21 protein-coding genes are annotated in these 17,429 nt (G+C 43.3%); 6 read left to right on the top strand and 15 right to left on the bottom strand.

Annotated elements, in window-relative coordinates; all coding sequences use genetic code 11:
• Nucleotides 1–147 precede the first annotated feature (147 nt).
• From GKZ89_RS16600 to GKZ89_RS16585, 4 genes are all read right to left on the bottom strand, one after another.
• Nucleotides 148–1,368, bottom strand: coding sequence for an MFS transporter (locus GKZ89_RS16600; RefSeq protein ID WP_155113529.1), 1,221 nt, complete (start codon nucleotides 1,366–1,368; stop codon nucleotides 148–150).
• An 83-nt stretch (nucleotides 1,369–1,451) separates the two neighbouring features.
• Nucleotides 1,452–2,081 carry a FusB/FusC family EF-G-binding protein gene (locus tag GKZ89_RS16595; RefSeq protein WP_155113537.1) on the bottom strand — a complete coding sequence of 210 codons (630 nt, stop codon included), beginning with the start codon at nucleotides 2,079–2,081 and terminating at the stop codon, nucleotides 1,452–1,454.
• 113 nt (nucleotides 2,082–2,194) lie between these two features.
• On the bottom strand, nucleotides 2,195–2,470 hold the full coding sequence (locus tag GKZ89_RS16590) for a CD3324 family protein (protein ID WP_162356990.1): 276 nt from the start codon (nucleotides 2,468–2,470) through the stop codon (nucleotides 2,195–2,197).
• 197 nt (nucleotides 2,471–2,667) lie between these two features.
• Nucleotides 2,668–3,597, bottom strand: a complete 930-nt coding sequence (locus tag GKZ89_RS16585) for a M23 family metallopeptidase (RefSeq protein ID WP_155113528.1) — start codon at nucleotides 3,595–3,597, stop codon at nucleotides 2,668–2,670.
• A gap of 113 nt (nucleotides 3,598–3,710) precedes the next feature.
• Between GKZ89_RS16585 and GKZ89_RS16580 the strand changes: the two genes are divergently transcribed.
• From GKZ89_RS16580 to GKZ89_RS16570, 3 genes are all read left to right on the top strand, one after another.
• Nucleotides 3,711–4,364: an O-methyltransferase gene (locus GKZ89_RS16580; RefSeq protein ID WP_338324943.1), complete on the top strand. Its 654-nt coding sequence runs from the start codon at nucleotides 3,711–3,713 to the stop codon at nucleotides 4,362–4,364.
• A 105-nt stretch (nucleotides 4,365–4,469) separates the two neighbouring features.
• Nucleotides 4,470–5,684, top strand: coding sequence for a glycosyltransferase family 2 protein (locus GKZ89_RS16575; RefSeq protein ID WP_155113526.1), 1,215 nt, complete (start codon nucleotides 4,470–4,472; stop codon nucleotides 5,682–5,684).
• Between the two features lie 447 nt (nucleotides 5,685–6,131).
• Nucleotides 6,132–6,527, top strand: a complete 396-nt coding sequence (locus tag GKZ89_RS16570; protein WP_155113525.1) for an ankyrin repeat domain-containing protein — start codon at nucleotides 6,132–6,134, stop codon at nucleotides 6,525–6,527.
• A gap of 207 nt (nucleotides 6,528–6,734) precedes the next feature.
• Here GKZ89_RS16570 and GKZ89_RS16565 read toward each other — a convergent pair whose 3' ends face one another.
• From GKZ89_RS16565 to GKZ89_RS16555, 3 genes are all read right to left on the bottom strand, one after another.
• A complete protein-coding gene (locus tag GKZ89_RS16565; RefSeq protein WP_155113524.1) occupies nucleotides 6,735–7,007 on the bottom strand; it encodes a DUF5082 family protein in 273 nt (90 codons plus the stop codon).
• Nucleotides 7,008–7,174: 167 nt separating this feature from the next.
• Nucleotides 7,175–7,627 carry a GNAT family N-acetyltransferase gene (locus GKZ89_RS16560; RefSeq protein WP_155113523.1) on the bottom strand — a complete coding sequence of 151 codons (453 nt, stop codon included), beginning with the start codon at nucleotides 7,625–7,627 and terminating at the stop codon, nucleotides 7,175–7,177.
• 20 nt (nucleotides 7,628–7,647) lie between these two features.
• Nucleotides 7,648–8,493, bottom strand: coding sequence for a GNAT family N-acetyltransferase (locus GKZ89_RS16555; protein WP_241680304.1), 846 nt, complete (start codon nucleotides 8,491–8,493; stop codon nucleotides 7,648–7,650).
• Between the two features lie 332 nt (nucleotides 8,494–8,825).
• Between GKZ89_RS16555 and GKZ89_RS16550 the strand changes: the two genes are divergently transcribed.
• Nucleotides 8,826–9,353: an NAD(P)H-dependent oxidoreductase gene (locus GKZ89_RS16550; protein WP_155113521.1), complete on the top strand. Its 528-nt coding sequence runs from the start codon at nucleotides 8,826–8,828 to the stop codon at nucleotides 9,351–9,353.
• 55 nt (nucleotides 9,354–9,408) lie between these two features.
• Here the strand turns inward: GKZ89_RS16550 and GKZ89_RS16545 are convergent, their stop codons facing one another.
• Both GKZ89_RS16545 and GKZ89_RS16540 read right to left on the bottom strand, forming a co-directional pair.
• Nucleotides 9,409–9,756, bottom strand: coding sequence for a winged helix-turn-helix transcriptional regulator (locus tag GKZ89_RS16545; protein WP_155113535.1), 348 nt, complete (start codon nucleotides 9,754–9,756; stop codon nucleotides 9,409–9,411).
• An 81-nt stretch (nucleotides 9,757–9,837) separates the two neighbouring features.
• The gene (locus GKZ89_RS16540) at nucleotides 9,838–10,926 is read right to left on the bottom strand and encodes a peptidyl-alpha-hydroxyglycine alpha-amidating lyase family protein (RefSeq protein WP_155113520.1); all 1,089 of its coding nucleotides are present in this window, start codon (nucleotides 10,924–10,926) and stop codon (nucleotides 9,838–9,840) included.
• Nucleotides 10,927–11,202: 276 nt separating this feature from the next.
• Here GKZ89_RS16540 and GKZ89_RS16535 point away from each other — a divergent pair, with 276 nt between their 5' ends.
• Entirely contained in the window at nucleotides 11,203–11,472 is a 270-nt protein-coding gene (locus GKZ89_RS16535; protein WP_155113519.1) for a DUF1871 family protein, read from the top strand.
• A gap of 4 nt (nucleotides 11,473–11,476) precedes the next feature.
• On the opposite strand, the gene GKZ89_RS16530 is transcribed toward GKZ89_RS16535, so the two are convergent.
• Nucleotides 11,477–11,752: a hypothetical protein gene (locus GKZ89_RS16530; RefSeq protein WP_155113518.1), complete on the bottom strand. Its 276-nt coding sequence runs from the start codon at nucleotides 11,750–11,752 to the stop codon at nucleotides 11,477–11,479.
• 1,595 nt (nucleotides 11,753–13,347) lie between these two features.
• Here GKZ89_RS16530 and lepB point away from each other — a divergent pair.
• Nucleotides 13,348–13,884 (top strand): signal peptidase I, encoded by a 537-nt coding sequence (gene lepB, locus GKZ89_RS16520; protein WP_155113516.1) that lies wholly within the window; start codon nucleotides 13,348–13,350, stop codon nucleotides 13,882–13,884.
• Between the two features lie 41 nt (nucleotides 13,885–13,925).
• Here the strand turns inward: lepB and GKZ89_RS16515 are convergent, their stop codons facing one another.
• From GKZ89_RS16515 to GKZ89_RS21310, 5 genes are all read right to left on the bottom strand, one after another.
• Nucleotides 13,926–14,219 (bottom strand): hypothetical protein, encoded by a 294-nt coding sequence (locus GKZ89_RS16515; RefSeq protein WP_155113515.1) that lies wholly within the window; start codon nucleotides 14,217–14,219, stop codon nucleotides 13,926–13,928.
• A 119-nt stretch (nucleotides 14,220–14,338) separates the two neighbouring features.
• Complete coding sequence (locus tag GKZ89_RS16510; protein ID WP_155113514.1) at nucleotides 14,339–14,824, bottom strand: YxiF family protein; 486 nt, start codon at nucleotides 14,822–14,824, stop codon at nucleotides 14,339–14,341.
• A gap of 1 nt (nucleotide 14,825) precedes the next feature.
• On the bottom strand, nucleotides 14,826–15,944 hold the full coding sequence (locus GKZ89_RS21635; RefSeq protein ID WP_155113513.1) for a pre-toxin TG domain-containing protein: 1,119 nt from the start codon (nucleotides 15,942–15,944) through the stop codon (nucleotides 14,826–14,828).
• Between the two features lie 92 nt (nucleotides 15,945–16,036).
• Nucleotides 16,037–16,393, bottom strand: a complete 357-nt coding sequence (locus tag GKZ89_RS16500) for an Imm3 family immunity protein (RefSeq protein WP_155113512.1) — start codon at nucleotides 16,391–16,393, stop codon at nucleotides 16,037–16,039.
• A 28-nt stretch (nucleotides 16,394–16,421) separates the two neighbouring features.
• Complete coding sequence (locus tag GKZ89_RS21310; protein WP_241680301.1) at nucleotides 16,422–17,324, bottom strand: deaminase domain-containing protein; 903 nt, start codon at nucleotides 17,322–17,324, stop codon at nucleotides 16,422–16,424.
• Nucleotides 17,325–17,429 lie beyond the last annotated feature (105 nt).

Below are 17,429 nucleotides of genomic sequence, written 5' to 3'. Positions count from 1 at the left end.
GTGGTGATATTCAGAGAGTACTTTGTCCTTTTTCTATTGTCTAGAAAAGGACCTTACACATACATTTATAAACCATCAGATAAATCCTGTTTTTCGAAGATATCCTTCCTCTCACCCGCTTGAAGCGGCTGAAATCGATCAATCCTCTTACCTTTGCTCTGCTTCCCACCTTCGAAGCTTCTCATCCGATGGCAAAAAGACGGTCAAAATTCCGATCAGCGGCAAAATGCTGCATAAGACCATCGTTGCGTATAGTCCCCATACATCGGCGAGCATGCCGAGGAAAGCGGATCCGATGGCCCCCATGCCGAATGCGAGGCCGACAATAAGCCCGGACACAGTACCAATTTTCCCCGGGATGAGCTCCTGGGCGTATACAACCGTAACGGAGAAGCTGGACAGAATAATGATTCCGATGATGAAAAACAGCGGGTAAATCCAGACCAGACTCACATGCGGCAGCAGCAGGGCGAACGGTGCGGAGCCGACCATGGAAAACAGGATAACGTTCCGTTTCCCGAAGCGGTCAGCGAGCGGACCGCCGAGGAAGGTTCCGATCACACCGGATGCAAGGAACAAAAAGATAAAATACTGTGCTTCCCGGATGGAGATGCCGTAATCCTCAATCAGGTAAAATTGAAAATAATTCGAGATGCCGGCGGAATACCAGGATCTCGCAAAGACAAGAAACACGAGCAGCGTTATGGCGAAGCCGACCTGTTTTTTCCGGGTGACGGAAATCGTCTTCCCTATCGCTTTCACTGTTTTCGGAAAGCGGACGAGCTGGCTGGAATACCAGCGTGAAACGAAAAGCAGCACTAGGACAGCTAATGCGGCTACAAAGGTAAACCAAATCGAGCCAAACTGACCGAGCGGAATGAAGATCAGGATCGTCATGAGCGGTGCGAGCGACTGCCCGAGGTTTCCCCCGACCTGGTAAATCGATTGGGCCAGTCCCCTTCTCCCGCCTGCCGCCATATAGGCAACACGCGAACCCTCCGGATGAAACGCAGCCGATCCGAGGCCGATAAAAACAACCGACATCAGCACATACCAAAACCCCGGAGCAAAAGCGAGGCCGAGCATTCCGATCATGGAAAGCCCCATCCCGAACGGCAAAACATACGGCGCACTTTTCTTATCAGTGAGCCAGCCGACGACCGGCTGCATGATCGATGACGTCATACTGAGCGCAAATCCGATCCAGCCAAGCTGGCCGTATGTAAGATTCATGCTTTTTTCGAGGATTGGAAACACCGCCGGCACGACCGACTGCATGGAGTCATTCAGCAAATGGACAAATCCGATCGCAAACAGAATCGGATAGACGGTCGGGTTTGGAGCGGACATTCGTTGTGCAGCTTGCATAAATTGTTACTCCCTTTGTATTCTGAATTTTTCTTTACCGTATTCTATCCTACTGGGACTAACCCCGTTTTCCACAAACTGGGTTAGCTCATCAGCTCAACAAAATCCTCCAGCTGCTGCAGCGATTTCAGGTTGCGGTTGCATGCTTCACTGCTGCTGCAAATGTAGTTTCCTCTTTTTATAAAGGTTCCCTGCTCTTTTCCCTTAATCTCCGTGACGAACAGGCCGACCTCCTCATGACCATTGCAAATTGTGCAGATGCCTTTCTTGTGCAGGCTGCTGAACGTTCCCTGCAGTCCTTTCCGCTTTCCTTTATAAGGGGCAACTATAAACATTTTCCCTGAATTTTTATCAATCCAGCCGAGATACGTCGTCTCCTTCCGGTCTATTTCCATATCCGGAAGCTTTAGCTTTTTCGCTTTCGGGAAAAGTTTTTTCAATCCGGCTTCACTGACTTCATCAAAGGGAATGACATAGGATTTGAGCGCATTCAGGAAAAGCTCGGCGTCTCCGCGGTCCTTAATGCCTGTGAGCGGTGTCAGATGAATCTTCTGTTCTTCTGTCCAGTCTCCATAGCCGGTGACTTTTTCCATCGCAAGGTCGGTAACGACCCGGAGGACTCCTTTATCATTGGCAGAGGAATGGCTGTGCACCATATGCATAGCCTGTGATTTTATATAGTGATACTGATCTGTGCGGATAAATGGTTCCAGCATACGTTTAAGACTCCTTTCTCTTACGGTCTATTGTAAAATACAGGAGGCGCCAAAGGAAAGGGATAAAACGTTTCAGGAAAAAACTCGCCATATAAAAAAGCACGGATCGTTTAATCCGTGCCTTGCCTGCTGTATACAATTTTTTTAACCGTGTCTTCTGATAGATGACGGGTTTCTGCTATTGTGGAAATGGAAATCCCCTGCTTAAATTCCAGGCGAATGGCTGCGTTCCGCTGATCAACAGCCTTCCTTCCGCCTGAGCGGGTGCCCCATTTCGCATAGGCTTCCCTTTGCTTCGGGATGTAAAGGGTCTCCCCCTGCACATATTTCTGGATTTCCTGCAGCAGATTTTCAGGCAGCACATCGGCTGCTTTTACACGCTTCACTTCTGCCAGCTCCTTCTTCTTAAAAAATAGAATGAAGGGCAAAGCATTTTCAGCAGAAGCATTCAAGGCGATAGAAGGTATCACCCATGCAAAGAATCGCCTCCTGCTTACTCAGGCTTTGCATGGGAAACTGACATATCCGGCATTGCAGCCATCGGGATCCCTCCTGTGAACATCTTTCCTCTATTATACACGATTCAGTTCCGCACCGTTTCTCCCCTGACAGGTTCTTTGCCGTTTTTAAACTGAATGCGGATTGATTTCCCTTCAAAAACTTCCGGACTGCTGCTGACCTGAAAATGAATGTGCGCCTCTGAGGAGTTTCCAGAATTGCCGCATTCCCCGAGCAGCTGTCCTGTACGCACCTTATCCCCCTTCTTCACCTTTACTGAGCCCTGTTTGAAATGGGCGAGAACGCTGTATTCACCGTTTGCATGCTGAATGATAACTGTATTTCCAAGCGGCTCGTCTTCATTCATTTCGCCCGGGATGTTGTCTCTCACTCCGTTTTCAGTTTCAACAACGGTTCCACCAAGCGGGGCAAGCACCGGCTTTCCGAATGCGAAATAGCTTTCATTTTTGAGAGGGTCCCCCTTGTAAGTCATGCCTCTTTTCATTTTCACAAAATCGTAGGCGTAGCGCTGGATATCGAATTCATAGTGATAGTTCTGCAGGACGTTCGTTCCCCCCCAATACGTAAACCAGCGTCCTTTGAACGGCATTTCGTATTGGTATTTCGTGAAGAATCGGTCACTTGCGAACTTTTCAAGGAGTACAAATCCGAGTCCGGCGATTGTACCGTCTTTTTCAACAGCCGCTGAAATCCCTTTCGTACCAGTTTGGTCAAGCCAGATGTATTCCTTGATCTCCGGTGCGAGTGGAAGATCGGAAACGAGCTTGTATTTTTTTACTCCTATATTGAACTTATTGCTAAGCTCCATGAAATCTTCAAGGGAAATTTCTTTCCGGAACTCTTCGCTCGTTTGCCGGTATACTCTTTCGTACTCACCTTTCAAAATCAGCTTTCCGATCGCTTTAGGCCGAACCACTGCTTCTTCTTTAGCCACTGTATGCTGAAATCCGATCCCCAGTGCCAAAAACAATACGACCAGCATCCACTTTTTCATCTCTCCACCTCCTGTAAATTCTCTCTCTACTGTCATTCGGCATTTTTCTCCATTTACCTGTAAATTTTTCAGCATGCTATAATAAAAGTGTAAAAATTTACTAGGGAGGCATCATACATATGAATGAGATTTGGAGTCAGGTAGATCACTATTTCACGTCAAAGCTGCACCCTGAGGATCCGGTGATGGATGCCGTCCTGCAGGCCAATACAGATGCAGGCCTTCCCGCAATCGACGTCTCTCCGACTCAAGGCAAGCTTCTCTATTTGCTTGCGAAAATGAAAGGGGCCAAAAACATTCTTGAGATCGGCACACTCGGGGGCTACAGCAGCATCTGGCTCGCACGTGCCCTTCCGGAGGACGGCCGATTGACGACCCTTGAATATAGTCCGAAGCACGCTGAAACAGCCAGGAAAAACATAGAACACGCCGGGCTTTCAGACAAAATTGAAATCGTTGTCGGAGCAGCACTTGATACTCTTCCCACCCTCAGCAAAGGATTCGATTTCATCTTCATTGATGCCGATAAACCGAACAATCCCGGATATCTGGAGTGGGCACTTAAGCTCGCACAGCCTGGAGCGGTAGTGATTGGTGACAACGTCGTCCGTGACGGCCGAATTGTTGATGAGGGCCAGGATGATAGTGTCGAAGGAACAAAGAAATTTTTTGACCTGCTTTCTGCTTCCTCTGAAATAGATTCCACTGCTATACAAACAGTCGGTTCGAAGGGATATGACGGGTTTTCACTCGGAATCGTAAAATAACAGACAGATCCCTTTGCGGATCTGTTTTTTTCGTAGACAGGAATACAAACGGGCTGCTCAAGGAGGGAATACGATAATATACCTTTTTGAAGGTGGTGAAGTAGAATGCCTGACATCGGTGTGGTTATGCCTGTTTATTATCAAGAGCCTGACTTTCTGAAAGCCGCGCTGCAGTCCATCCTTGATCAGACATATACACAATTCAAGCTGGTGATTGTAATCGACGGCGCACCGGAAATGAAAGGTCAAGCTGAAGTCCTCACTTCCGGTGATACTAGAGTTCAATTGATTGAAAACAAGGAGAACATAGGAATTGCCCGCTCGCTGAACCGTGGATTCGGGGAACTGTTTCAGGACCCGGACATTAAATACTTTACCTGGGTGTCCAGCGATAATCTCTACTACCCTGATTTTCTTGAAACCTTGCATACACGAATCGAAGCTTCCCCTGCTGAAACCGGACTTGTACACAGCTCGTTCCGGCTAATAAATGATGATGACGAATGTTTGCAGACAGAAGACGAACTAACAGCTTTCCGCAGCTACCTTGACCAGCCGAAAGAGAACCTATTAAATGCTTGTACAATCAGCATTTGCTTTCTCTATAAAAAAGAAACAGCTGCAAAAACCGGCGGCTATAGCATGGAGCCAGTCGAAGACTACGAATATTGGCTGCGCCTGACCGAACACTGCGAAATCAGCTATGTCCCGGTGAAGCTTGCCAGCTACCGGGTCAATTCCAGCCACAGCATCTCCGCTTCTCTTAAAAGCAAACAGCAGCACAGACGCTGGCGGCACGCCTTCCACGTTGCACGCCATGAAGCACGGCAGCGCCGGAACATTCCCATCAGCCTCACCATCCTTTTTCCGCTGCAGCATGCCGATGAATCAGCCGCCAAACGTCTGGAAGACCTTTACGAACAGCTCTACAGCAACTACCAGGTCTTCATCCTTGACCTTTCAGAAGACACCCAGCCCTCACGCACGCTCCTGACCATTCCCCAGCCGATGATCATGGCTGCGTACTTTCCGGGAAAAACTCCTAATGAGACAGTGGTAGAATTTATGGACAAGGTGACCACTCCCTATTTTATGATTTTGGATAAAAATCCTTTTTCCCATAACAGCATCCTCGAAATCCTCATGAAAAACCTGATCAAGCACGAAAAAAACCCGGCCATCGTCTCAGCCGCTTTTGATGAGAATAAAACTGCGGTGATTCTTGATATAGAATTTTCCGGGCAGCTCGAGCAAGGGAAAATTTATCGGACGGAGAAAATAAAGGCGTGGATGGGCAGGCAAAGTGAAGAGTTAGAGTGATTGCGGCGTGAGGTTGCGAGGAAAACTAGCGATGCTCGAGAACAATTAGGGGGCACAAACCACTGAACTCGGGGAAATAACGGCGCTGGAGACCGGTATTTTGCGGACCGGTCTCAGGGAACGCTATTTCAGCAAAAATCACGTGTTTTAGCCTCTATAGGTCCTGAGAGCCGCTATTTGGTTAGGAAGTCCCGAATCAAACCAGAAAAACAGAAAATAACGGCTACTGGGACCGATAGTGTACGTAAACCGGTGGTTTAGGAAGAAATAACAGCGCTGGAGACCGGTACTTTGCGGAGGACCGGTCTCTATTTTTCGACTGAAATTTCGATATCTTTTTGGCATCGGACTCAAACATTTTTACCGTATAGATTTCCGTCACCTCTTCATCATTTTCTCCCGCATCCGATATAGGTAATGAAACCTATATACTAAAGGAGAATATAAATGAACTGGGCAACTATCAGTACAATCCTCACAGAAAACACTTGGATTTTCGTAATCATCTTAGCCGCCGCCCTCTTTTATACAGGAAAAAATAAAGCTCCCAAAGAAAGTGAAAACAGTTTGATCAGCAGCATTCTATCCAATAATGTAACAGCACTGGCAGGGCTGCTGGAAGGAAGCGCGGTTTCTCCAAATGTGAAGTCATCTGGGGGAAAAACCGCAATGGAGCTTGCGATCACAAGAGGCAACCGTTATATGGTTGGCTATTTGCTGAAGCACGGCGCCATTCCTACAGCCAAAGAAATCCAGACGGCTGAAAAGAGAGGAAATCCCCATATGATCCGGCTAGTAACAACCGGCGACTATGAGAATGTCCTGAAGGAGTATTGCAGGTAAAAAAAACCCCTTTTCCAAGGGGTTTCTTCAGGAAAAAAATCGATTGGTCAGACCTTTTATATCGTTGCCGATGGAGGCAATGGTGTCCTCTGCGTTTTCCAATGTCTCATCAATCGCTTCAATACTCTCTTCAATCGCAGATGCCAGTGCACTAGCAGCCTGCAGTGCGGTAAGCTGGCTTTGAAGCTGTGAGATTTTAATGCTGATCTAGTTTTGATATTCATCATAATCCTTCGTAAACACGGTCTCCATATCCTTATAGGCAGCATCTCTGGACTCGTCAAAATCGATCGCCCTCGGGCCTTTCCAGTCATTTGCAAGCTCAGGAAGCTGGATCGTGCGAATCTCATTCATTCCCTGATTCTGCTCCTCTGCAATCTTGCTGTTCGCCTCCTGCAGCCGACGGATCTGCTCCTCAAGGCCTGAAATTCCGCCGTTGATCATGGAGCGGGCGTCACTCAAAGCTCCCAACAAATTCATAAAACTCACCTCACCTCATTGCCTTTCAATAAACCAATCTATCTGGATTCTATCATTATTTTCCAACGCTTTGAACCGTAGGATAGTCCCTGTTCCAGAATAACGAAGGGTACAAAGGAACCAGTAGCAGCTTATTCTGATGAATAGACAGGGTCAGCCTCCTATCCTCAACTCCGCATGTCTGTCAAACAAAGCTCCATCGTTATGCTTCTCTCTTTGAATCCCAGCTCTTTGTATAATTCAATGGCATCATTTCCGGAAAATACATTCAGCCTTATATCGCTAAATCCTCTGATTTTCATTTCGTCGATGCCTTTCTTAATCAGCTTCTTTGCTACTCCTCTTCTTCTATAGTTGGGAAGTACATAAAGTTCAGTAATAAACCCGATTTCCTCTTCTTTGAACAGATCGAAGCTTTTGCTGAGCAGAACCCAGCCCGCAAGCTCCTCATTTTCCATCGCCATCAAGTAATAGCTACCCTTTTTAAGAAGTGATTCGCTTAATTCCTTTGCTTGTTCCAATGAAAAATCAGCTCGTCCCATTGTTCCCTCGTGAAGTGCCTCCGGGGAATATGTCAGGATTTTCTGGATCTCTTCATGATCAGGTTTTCGGATCTCCATCCTATTTCCTCCTTTTGGGTTCAACCGAACGCCTGGGCAGCAATCCCATACAGCCGGCCGTTGCGTTCAGGCATCCCTTTTGCATGGATGATCATGACAGGCGGTTCGCTCACTTTCTTGAACCCGCATCGAATCAGTTCATCCATAAATAGCTGCTGGCCATCAGGTACATCAATCCGGAGAGTGCCGTTATGGGAATGGGCCAGTTCATGGGTCAAGGCAGCGGCTGAAGCCTGATCGAATGAAACAATCGGACCCAGGATCAAGTTTTCCGGGCCTGCGATGGATAATCCAAATCCGACTACCCGATCGGCCATGTCTTTTAGAACAAGGGCTTTCTCAGATTGTTCCACTCTTTTGCTCAGAAAGATTCGTCTGGCTGTTCCGAAAGCAAGACGGTCAGCCTCATACACCTCCTCCAGATGATCTTTCTTCATTACGGCAATTTTATATGGACTGGCTTTTCGTGATGGCCGGTACTCATCACATAAAAATTTATGTATTTTACGTACTTCACTGAATCCAAGTTTTTCATAAAGCGGGCGCCCTTCCGGTGTAGAAATAAGCAGAATCGGCACATTTTGCGCAAGAGCCATACACTCTTTCACAACAGCTTCCCCAAGTCCGAGCCGCCGGTATTCCGGGCTCACAATGACCATGCCGATTGACGCTGCACCTTTTACATAAGGAAGTAAAGCTGCACTGGAAATGATCTTCCCCATTTCATTTCTGTGGCCGGTAATCACTCCTGCAGACAGAATAGTCCCTAATTCTTTCTCGTCGTAATCCCAGCCTGCCTCGCGAGACAAGGCCACAAGCCCTTCGATATCCGCATTCCCTAATTTTTGCAAGCTCATTGTTTTCATCACATCCAGTACTCCCACCCTGCAAACCCTGTAAATTCTATCCATTACAGATTTTATCATATTAGAAACAAAAGAGGGATAGCTGGTTATATTGACTGGATGAACAATTTTATTCAATGGACATCGTGAATATGAAGCCTGAAACTAGAGAAAACCTCCTGTCGATTCGTATCATCCATGAAGAATTCTTCTATTCTGTTATGAAACGTTTTCTCTATTGCTAACAGCCATAAACTCACCTTTATGTAAGTACCTGTAATAAAAGTGCGTACTTACATTTCTCCAATTTAGACTTTACAATAACAATCACATTCAACTAAGGAGGAAAGAAAATGAAAACGTTAGTGATCGTGTCTCATCCGTCTCTGGAAACATCCATTGTAAATAAGCGATGGGTAGAAGAATTGAAGAAGCATCCAGAAAAATATACAGTTCATGAACTGTATAAAGTGTATCCTGATGAAAAGATTGATGCAGAAAAAGAGCAGAAGTTAATTGAATCCCACGGAAATCTCGTCATTCAGTTCCCTGTGTATTGGTTCAGCTCTCCTTCTCTTTTGAAAAAATGGCTGGATGATGTCTTTCTATACGGCTGGGCTTACGGCTCAAAAGGAGATAAATTAAAGAACCGGAAAATTGCCCTGGGAGTATCAGCAGGAATTAGTCATGAGGATTATCAAGAAGAGGGAAGATACCATTATACTCTTGATCAAGTATTGCTCCCTTATGAAATGACAGCCCTTTACTGTAAAGCAGATTACCGATCGTTCTTTGCATTCTTTGGAGCGGAATCCGAGCCGTCTGCAGAGAAAATTGAGACAAGCGCGAAAGATTATCTAAAATTTATTGATCGTATGTAGGGACCAATCAAAAAAGGAAATGCCTTCACATGAGGAAGGCTCTTCCTTTTCACTGTTACTCGGACCGCTGACACCTGTTTTCTTCTCCCCATAGACACATCATATCCAGCAATGGGATAAGTGACGAGCCGCGTTCCGATAACGAGTATTCAACTTTAGGAGGAACTTGTGGGAACTCTTTACGTATAACCAAGCAATCTTCTTCCAGTTCCTTGAGCATCACACTTAACGTTTTAAAAGAAATCGTTCCGATACTGCGCTTTAGCTCATTAAATCTCATGACCTTATTTTCTGACAGCCAATACAGGATAATCATTTTATATTTGCCGCCTATTAATGATAATGTATATCCAAAACCTAAGTTTTTCATTTCTGTGTTCGTAGGAACACAAGATTCTTTCAACATGTAAAACCTCCTTTGTATATGGAATATAGTAGCCCTATTTGCTCAAGAAGCAAAATTATTTGAACGAACAGGCAGTCATTATTGCAACGATGTTTCTGCTGAAAACATCTGCAGACGTTTATTCTCTAATTCAGCAACGTAAATGTTTCCCTTCCGATCCACTGCAAGATCATGGGGAATTTTAAACTCTCCTGTCTTCGCCCCCCATTTTCCAAACCTGGTTAAAATCTTGCCTTCCTTGTTCAGCACGACGATTTGGTGGGAGCCTTTTCCGTTTTCCGGATAGAGGGAATCGCCTCCATCTGCGACGTAGATTTTCCCGTCTTCTCCAACCTCTACACCAAAAGGCCTTCCCAGCTCCTTCTGCGTCCATTCTGTCTGGAATTCCCCATCCCTGCTGAACACCTGTATTCTTGCATTGTCCCGGTCGGCAACATAGAGATTTTCTTGTTCATCATGAGAAATCCCATGCGGCAGGTTAAATTCTCCCGGGCCGCTACCGAGCTGATTGACCTCCCATTGAAATTTTCCGGAAGGATCAAATTTAACAATCCGGCTGTTCCTGTAACCATCACTGACTACAAAGGATCCATCATTCAGTACCGTCAGATCAGTGGGCCGAGCAAACGTGTACTCGTTCAGTCCGGCGGGAAAACGGGGAAGAACATTCCGGATTCTCAAAGCCGTTTCCATATAAAACGGATACTCCTCTCCAAAGGTTTTCAGCCGTTTTCCGTCTTCGGAGAACTTGTACACTTTATTTTGTGTGATATCTGTTATCCACACATGATCCTCATGGTCGATTTCAAGGCCGTGGGGGGATGAAAATGTATTCTCCCCCCACCGGCTTTTCACTTCTTTCGTTTTGCCATCCAGTACAATTAGCACCGGCTCCTCGATTACCGTCTTCCCTCCATATTGTGAACTCCCGCGGTGAAGATAGAAAATATCCCCTTTACTGTTTACCGCCACTCCGCTTGCCTCGCCGGAAATCTTTTGATCTTCCTCAGTAATCGGCCAAAGGACGGCTCCTTTATATTCATCTGACTCATTGGGCGGAGAAGTTTCTTTAAACAGGACTTCACTGTCCCCTCTGCTCAGCCAAAATAAGACCACCCCTAAAAGCAATGAAAATCCCGCAATTATTTTAATACTGTTTTTTTTCATGGTGATTGACCTCAATTCTTATCTCTTATATAGTTATTCCCGCTAAATTTTATATAAATGTACCATAACTGCAAACAGATTTCTTAGCCCTTCAGATGTATTCGGAAATGCGCTTTGAGGATTATAATGATATTCTGAATGTCGGCAGGAGCTGTTGAAGTCTTTAATAAAAAGAGGTTCTCTTAAAGGACTAATTCTTCGTTTATAAAGTATGATGGGATCAGGTATTGAAGAATTATAATGAACTACTAAGTGATAATTAGGAGAGAATCTCTATTGTCCAATAAACATAATCAATACAAAGATACGTTTACTGAAATAAAGAAAATTGTTAATGAATGGGATCCTATGGAGCTGCTGCCATCTGCACCTGATGATGAATATGAGTACGAAATTGGAAGGATTGTTTCTTTAGTCAGTAAAGTCGACTCTATAAACTCTCTGGCAGATGGAATAAGTCACATTTTCACTAAAGCATTCAGTGAGAACTTTACGAAGGAAAAGTGTTTGCCCGTTGCCCGGAAAATATGGGAACAAATTAAGTAACTGGTTAACCTCCGTAAGGATCTATATCAGATTTTGGCTGACCATTTTCTCCTACGATATGCCTTTTATAATTTATTAAATCCCCAAGCTTCCGGCTTTCCATACCAAGTGTTCTGACTTTATCGCCAGTTGCAGTAACAACTTCTCTTACTACTATCAGAGGAATGTCTACTTGGGCTAATTCTCTTCCTGTTACTTGAAGGGCTTTTTTTACCGTGGCTGGTGTTTCTTTGATAATATTATGAACTTTAGTCCCTGTTCTTTTGCCAATCTCTTTCAAGTTATTATGCCCTTTTGTTATATAATTTTTGGCGTAGTTCGTACTGTATGGAAATTTTAGCCAATCTTCTCAAGTCCGCCGATGTCAACGAAACAGGCTCCTGCTCCGGCGGCTCCCATCGTCAGCCCATTCCACAGCGCTTGCTGCCGCTGCTCTTCTAAGGGCCTCCGGAGAATATTTTAAAATTTGCTGAATCTCTTCACGATCAGGTTTACGGATTTCCATTAAGTATTCTCATCTCTTCCGAATTCATCTAAATGACTATTGCGTAAATTTACTATAAAACACCCCCTTTAATAGAGGGCCGGCGGATTAGAATGTCATTTATTGACTGGACGAACATCCAGATGAAGCAAGCTCGAGATGAGTTTAACCATTGCTTGATACACAAAATAACCGATTACGCAACCTGCTGTATTTAATAGCAGGTCATCAACATCTGCAGCCCTTATCACCGGAAAAGAACTGAAGAAAGCTGACCAAACTTGCAAACTGCATTAATTCAATGGAGACCGTAGTAATTAAACCAGTAAAAAGTAATTTTTTAAATGTAACTCCTCTCTGGATTAGTGGAAGACATACACATAACGGAAATATCAGCAACAAATTCCCCACTAGAGCAATTGGGTAGCACGCCCGCCCGCTATGTCTGAAACGGAATTAAATTTACGATATTTGCAATGGAAATATCATTGTTTTTAAAATCCATTGCAAAAAAATCATAAAATGGAATATAGAAAACTGTTAAATCAACAAGAAAATAAATATAGACATAGAAAAGCGAAAGAACGATTTTCCGGTAAATATTCTCTGGCCTGGTTCTACTTGAATGGAAAGCGAGCAAAATAAATAATAACGTATAATTTGCGAGAGCATCATAGAAAAGGTTAGGAACATCCGCATATTCATTATAAGAATTGGACAATTTACTCACGACATTCTATAAAAACATTTTAATCTTCTCCTCCCCCTTTATTGGAAAAAAGGTTTTTTCCAATAAATCATTTCCTTTTTTTCCTTTTTGATATTCAGCAAGTTACAGTGTCCTTAAAGTGTAATAAGTTTTTATATTTAGAGGGATTTAAAAATCTTCGCGTAAAAGTTAACCCCTTCAATGTACTTCAGAAAACCATTCTTTTATTTCCTGCTCAAACTGAAGCTTAGCTAAAGCTCTTGATAAATAAAAGGTCATGAAGGAAGACATATTGGAGGATCAAATTTTCTTTATAAAAAGTCCCTCTTAAGCAAGATAGCTTAAAGACAAGACTTCCTTTTCAAACTTTTTTAGAATTCTTCCATTAACCGCTTCCGAACCTTATTAATTTCCTGAACTGCCAAACATACATAAATCGGCAGAGAACTCTTGTGATTAATGCAGTCCAATTATTTCAGTGCTTTTACTCAAAGCAATCTAGTTTCCGCAGGATACAAAGATTGGTTTAACTTTTTCGCCTGTAGATTTTATTATTGATTACTATATCCGATTTATCAGCCTATCTTATCTTTCTATATGATTGATTCATACTTCTCATTTATATGGTACAAGTATTGAGGTAGAATATATATAATATTGTATTTTTTAGGAGGTAATCACTTTGAATATAGGCACTAAAAAGGAAATTTATTCATGGTTAAAAACAATTGGACTCACTTTACTTATCGCTCTTCTTTGTCGCATGTTTATTTTTGAACCTATCACAGTTGAAGGGGTATCTATGAGTCCCACCCTTGAAAATGGAAATAAAGTTATTGCTTCCAAAATATCTACAATTGAAAGATTTGACGTAATTATATTTAATGCTCCTGAAAATAACAAAAAATATATTAAAAGGGTAATTGGATTACCCGGAGACAAAATCGAAATGAAAGATGATGTTTTATTTGTAAACGGAAAAGCTTTTAAAGAAAAATATATAAACAAAGAAATACAGGCAAATAAAGTTACAGAAGATTTTTCGCTGAAGGACACAACAGGAGTTACAGCAGTTCCAGATGGGTATTTTTTTGTATTAGGAGATAACCGAGTTAAAAGTATGGATAGCAGATCTTTCGGGTTTATATCAAAGGGTTCTGTAGTAGGAAAATCAATTTTTCGAATTTACCCATTTACTGAATTTGGAATTACAAACTAAAAATTTAATTGGGTCATCTTCGTTTTGTACTTGATTACATATTAAGTACAGTTAAAATAATAACAAAATATAAAATATTCTGGTCTTATCAGGAGTCTCTTGCCAAGCTTCTGAAGTCCGCCGCTGTCAACGAAACAGGCTCCTGCTCCGGCGGCTCCCATCGTCAGCCCATTCCACAGCGCCTGCTGCCGCTGCTCTTCTGTCAGCTTGTTCCCGAACATGTCACGTCCGCTTCCGAATTCCCAGGCGCTGTTAGCGGTGTAAAGGCCGTAGATTCCTTTTTCCGTTTTGTTTAGGATGTCCATGGCTTTTGTGCCTTTGTAGGCGTCGAGCATATGGTTCGCCGTGTTGATGCCTTTGGCGGTTTTGACGATGGCGGCTGCTTTACATACAAAAAACCCCTAGTGGAAAGGGGCTTACATTAAATCCTAGTGATAATGGCAATTGAAATTTATTAGTTAGCTGATGGCATCCATAAACTATACTCATAAAAATGTTCTGTACGTTCTATACATATACCAAAATCTAAACGATCTGTGACTAATATAAAATCAGCGTATCCGTTAGAAAAATTACTTATCTCCAATAAACGGTTTAAATTGTTCACAATTTCATTCCATGAAACTAGTATAGCTTCTATTTCATTCTCTCTGAAAAAGAAGAGCCTTGCGCTAGGTGGCTTATCATCAATATCCGTTAATTTACTCTTTAGGATGGATATAGATTTATTGATATTTTCTTGATAATCCTCACCATGTATTTGCATTTTATCTTGTTTTTGTTCTAGTAATGCAAAAACTTTTTTACAGAAAATATCGTTTTGGTCCATATCTAAAAATGGTTCTTCTGTAAAATGAATAGAATCCAGTTGTTTTATTAAATTTTTTCTTTTAGTTTTTCTCTTAAGAAGTTCCATTTTCGAATTTTTATTAATGTCCAAATTATTTACTCTCCCCACTGTGCCCTTTTTTCTTATATCCATCGAAATCTTCAGGAGAATGACCAGGGTATTGATTGTATCTACCCTTATTTAAAGGACTACCTTTTAAGTCATCTGCACCATGAAAATGAGGTCCTCTTCCAAACTTGTCTTCCCTATGCTCTATAATATATTTTTTCTTACCATTTACTTCAAATTCGTAAACAATTCTGTTTTCGCTTGTCCCATCAAAAACCACCACCGGTTTCTTAGGTTGAGAAGAATTAGGTATTCCAGCTCTCCTCTTAGCATCCCTAAAGGAACCGTTCCTAGAAAGCACTTTGTCAACATCGTTAACACGTTTACTAGTTTCCCTAGATGCTCCTCCTTGAATTCCATTAGAATCCATCCTCTGCATCATATCCCCAAGCCGCTGCTTCTCCCAGTTAACAATCGGCATACCAGGCATGCCCGGGCCGCCTGCTGTACTGTACACACGAGGTGTTGGCACCTCCATATCCAGCACTTTCTTTTTAACCTGGTTCACAGCGTCTTTGGCTCTATTTCCGATGTTTCCTGCGCTGTTTCGCATACTGCGGAAGGCATCTTCTGTTCTGGATCCTGCCCGGCAGCCTATTTGTTTTAGGGCATTGTTTGCATCCACGAGCTTGTTCTTCACATAGTTCGTACTGTAAGGAAATTTACTGCCAAGCTTCTGAAGTCCGCCGTTGTCGATAAAACGGGCTCCTGCTCCGGCGGCTCCCATCGTCAGCCCATTCCAAAGCGCCTGCTGCCGCTGCTCTTCTGTCAGCTTGTTCCCGAACATGTCCCGGCCGCTTCCGAATTCCCAGGCGCTGTTGGGGGTGTAAAGGCCGTAGATTCCTTTTTCCGTTTTGTTTAGGATGTCCATGGCTTTTGTGCCTTTGTAGGCGTCGAGCATATGGTTCGCCGTGTTGATGCCTTTGGCTGTTTTGACGATGGCCGCTCCGCCTTTGATGGCGCGTCCGGCCCAGCCGACGACAGGGATGAAACCTGCGGCGGCCATGGCGCCTGCGGCTACGCGTTCCGCGTCTGAGAGCTTGCGGCCGGTGACCGGATCGACTCCCGTTGTTGCGCGGATCGAGTCATGTTTTTTTAGCATTTAGATTTCTTCTATCCTTAAAAAAAAGTCCCGTTTTGCTAGTTGCAAAAGGAACTTTTTAGATTAATTGTTCTAAATTAAAAAATTTCAACCTATTCTGCTGAGGAATTATAATCTACATCAACTCTTTTTAATCCTTCTACTACTTTGTTTATCCGTACTTCTAAATCTTCTAATTCCTCCGATGTCAATTGATTTTCTGCTTTTTCAGGACTGAATTTTTTTAATCTGTTCGTAATCCCTTCAATCCGCCCTATAAAAACCTTACCATGTGTAATAGCAATTTCTCCGATAGCAGTATCAACAATATAATCCTCTATTTGTCCTAAGTTATCGAACTCATCTGCTAACTTTGCTAAGGCATATCTGTATCCTCTATTTTCATCTAATAAGTCTTGATATGTTTCTTGAACAGCCTCAAATAATTCGTTATATTCCCAGTCTTCCATATTATATTCTCCTTAAAATCAAATTCTATTATGGAGTAAGTCTACCACCATTATTGTGTATTACTTCAAGTTCTATCTTATTATATTTAGCTGCAAAATCAGCTATTACTTTACTGCAGCTGTCACAAGTATCTAATTCTGTAAATAACCTAATTCTCCCTGTAGCCTCTGCGTTCTCTCCAAGTCTAGAAGCAATATCATTTAATATTTTGTACTCTGTATCTGTATCTCTTAAGTAACTATCTCCGTCTTTTCCAGCTGCTTTTGTTGCTTTAAATATTGGATTTTCTGGTTTTAATGAGATCTCTGGTGTTTTTTCGTTAAGACTCCCATTAAGCTCATCTATCCTACTTTGAGCATAGAATTCAGTTTTACTAATTCCACTTACATTTACTTCAGCAATAGCAAAATTCCCGGATTTTTTATATCTACTAGGTAGACTCCCTCTAAGTTCCTTCACTCTCTCAATTATATGTGCCTCTTCTATAGGATTTATGGGTCTAGTAGGGTACACTTTATCTGGACTCTTACCAGCCCCTTTTACTCCCCCACCATCCATCCTCTGCATCATATCCCCAAGCCGCTGCTTCTCCCAGTTAACAATCGGCATACCAGGCATACCCGGGCCGCCTGCCGTGCTGTACACACGAGGTGTTGGCACCTCCATATCCAGCACTTTCTTTTTAACCTGGTTCACTGCGTCTTTGGCTTTATTTCTGATGTTTCCTGCGCCGTTCCGCATACTGCGGAAGGCATCCTCTGTTTTGGATCCTACCCGGCTGCCGATTTGTTTTAAGGTATTGTTTGCATCGACGAGCTTGTTCTTCACGTAGTTCGTACTGTAAGGAAATTTATTGCCAAGCTTCTGAAGTCCGCCGGTGTCGATAAAACGGGCTCCTGCTCCGGCGGCACCCATCGTCAGCCCATTCAACAGCGCCTGCTACCGCTGCTCTTCTGCCAGCTTGTTCCCGAACATGTCACGTCCGCTTCCGAATTCCCAGGCGCAATAGGCTAGAGGCCGCAAATGCTGTACAGA

The sequence above is a fragment of the Metabacillus mangrovi genome (genome assembly GCF_009711125.1).
GTDB classification, from domain to species: domain Bacteria; phylum Bacillota; class Bacilli; order Bacillales; family Bacillaceae; genus Metabacillus_B; species Metabacillus_B mangrovi.
Note: the sequence above shows the minus strand (reverse complement) of the source record. Positions and strands in the feature narration are given on the sequence as shown.

Bases quoted from the DNA above. Each gene is read 5' to 3' on its own strand.
- GKZ89_RS16570 (WP_155113525.1), top strand. From the start codon at position 6,132: ATGAACTGGGCAACTATCAGTACAATCCTCACAGAAAACACTTGGATT.
- GKZ89_RS16500 (WP_155113512.1), bottom strand. From the start codon at position 16,393: ATGGAAGACTGGGAATATAACGAATTATTTGAGGCTGTTCAAGAAACA.
- GKZ89_RS16550 (WP_155113521.1), top strand. From the start codon at position 8,826: ATGAAAACGTTAGTGATCGTGTCTCATCCGTCTCTGGAAACATCCATT.
- GKZ89_RS16555 (WP_241680304.1), bottom strand. From the start codon at position 8,493: ATGAAAACAATGAGCTTGCAAAAATTAGGGAATGCGGATATCGAAGGG.
- GKZ89_RS16600 (WP_155113529.1), bottom strand. From the start codon at position 1,368: ATGCAAGCTGCACAACGAATGTCCGCTCCAAACCCGACCGTCTATCCG.
- GKZ89_RS16565 (WP_155113524.1), bottom strand. From the start codon at position 7,007: ATGAATTTGTTGGGAGCTTTGAGTGACGCCCGCTCCATGATCAACGGC.
- GKZ89_RS16515 (WP_155113515.1), bottom strand. From the start codon at position 14,219: ATGCTCGACGCCTACAAAGGCACAAAAGCCATGGACATCCTAAACAAA.
- GKZ89_RS16585 (WP_155113528.1), bottom strand. From the start codon at position 3,597: ATGAAAAAGTGGATGCTGGTCGTATTGTTTTTGGCACTGGGGATCGGA.
- GKZ89_RS16575 (WP_155113526.1), top strand. From the start codon at position 4,470: ATGCCTGACATCGGTGTGGTTATGCCTGTTTATTATCAAGAGCCTGAC.
- GKZ89_RS21635 (WP_155113513.1), bottom strand. From the start codon at position 15,944: ATGCTAAAAAAACATGACTCGATCCGCGCAACAACGGGAGTCGATCCG.
- GKZ89_RS16540 (WP_155113520.1), bottom strand. From the start codon at position 10,926: ATGAAAAAAAACAGTATTAAAATAATTGCGGGATTTTCATTGCTTTTA.
- GKZ89_RS16560 (WP_155113523.1), bottom strand. From the start codon at position 7,627: ATGGAGATCCGAAAACCTGATCATGAAGAGATCCAGAAAATCCTGACA.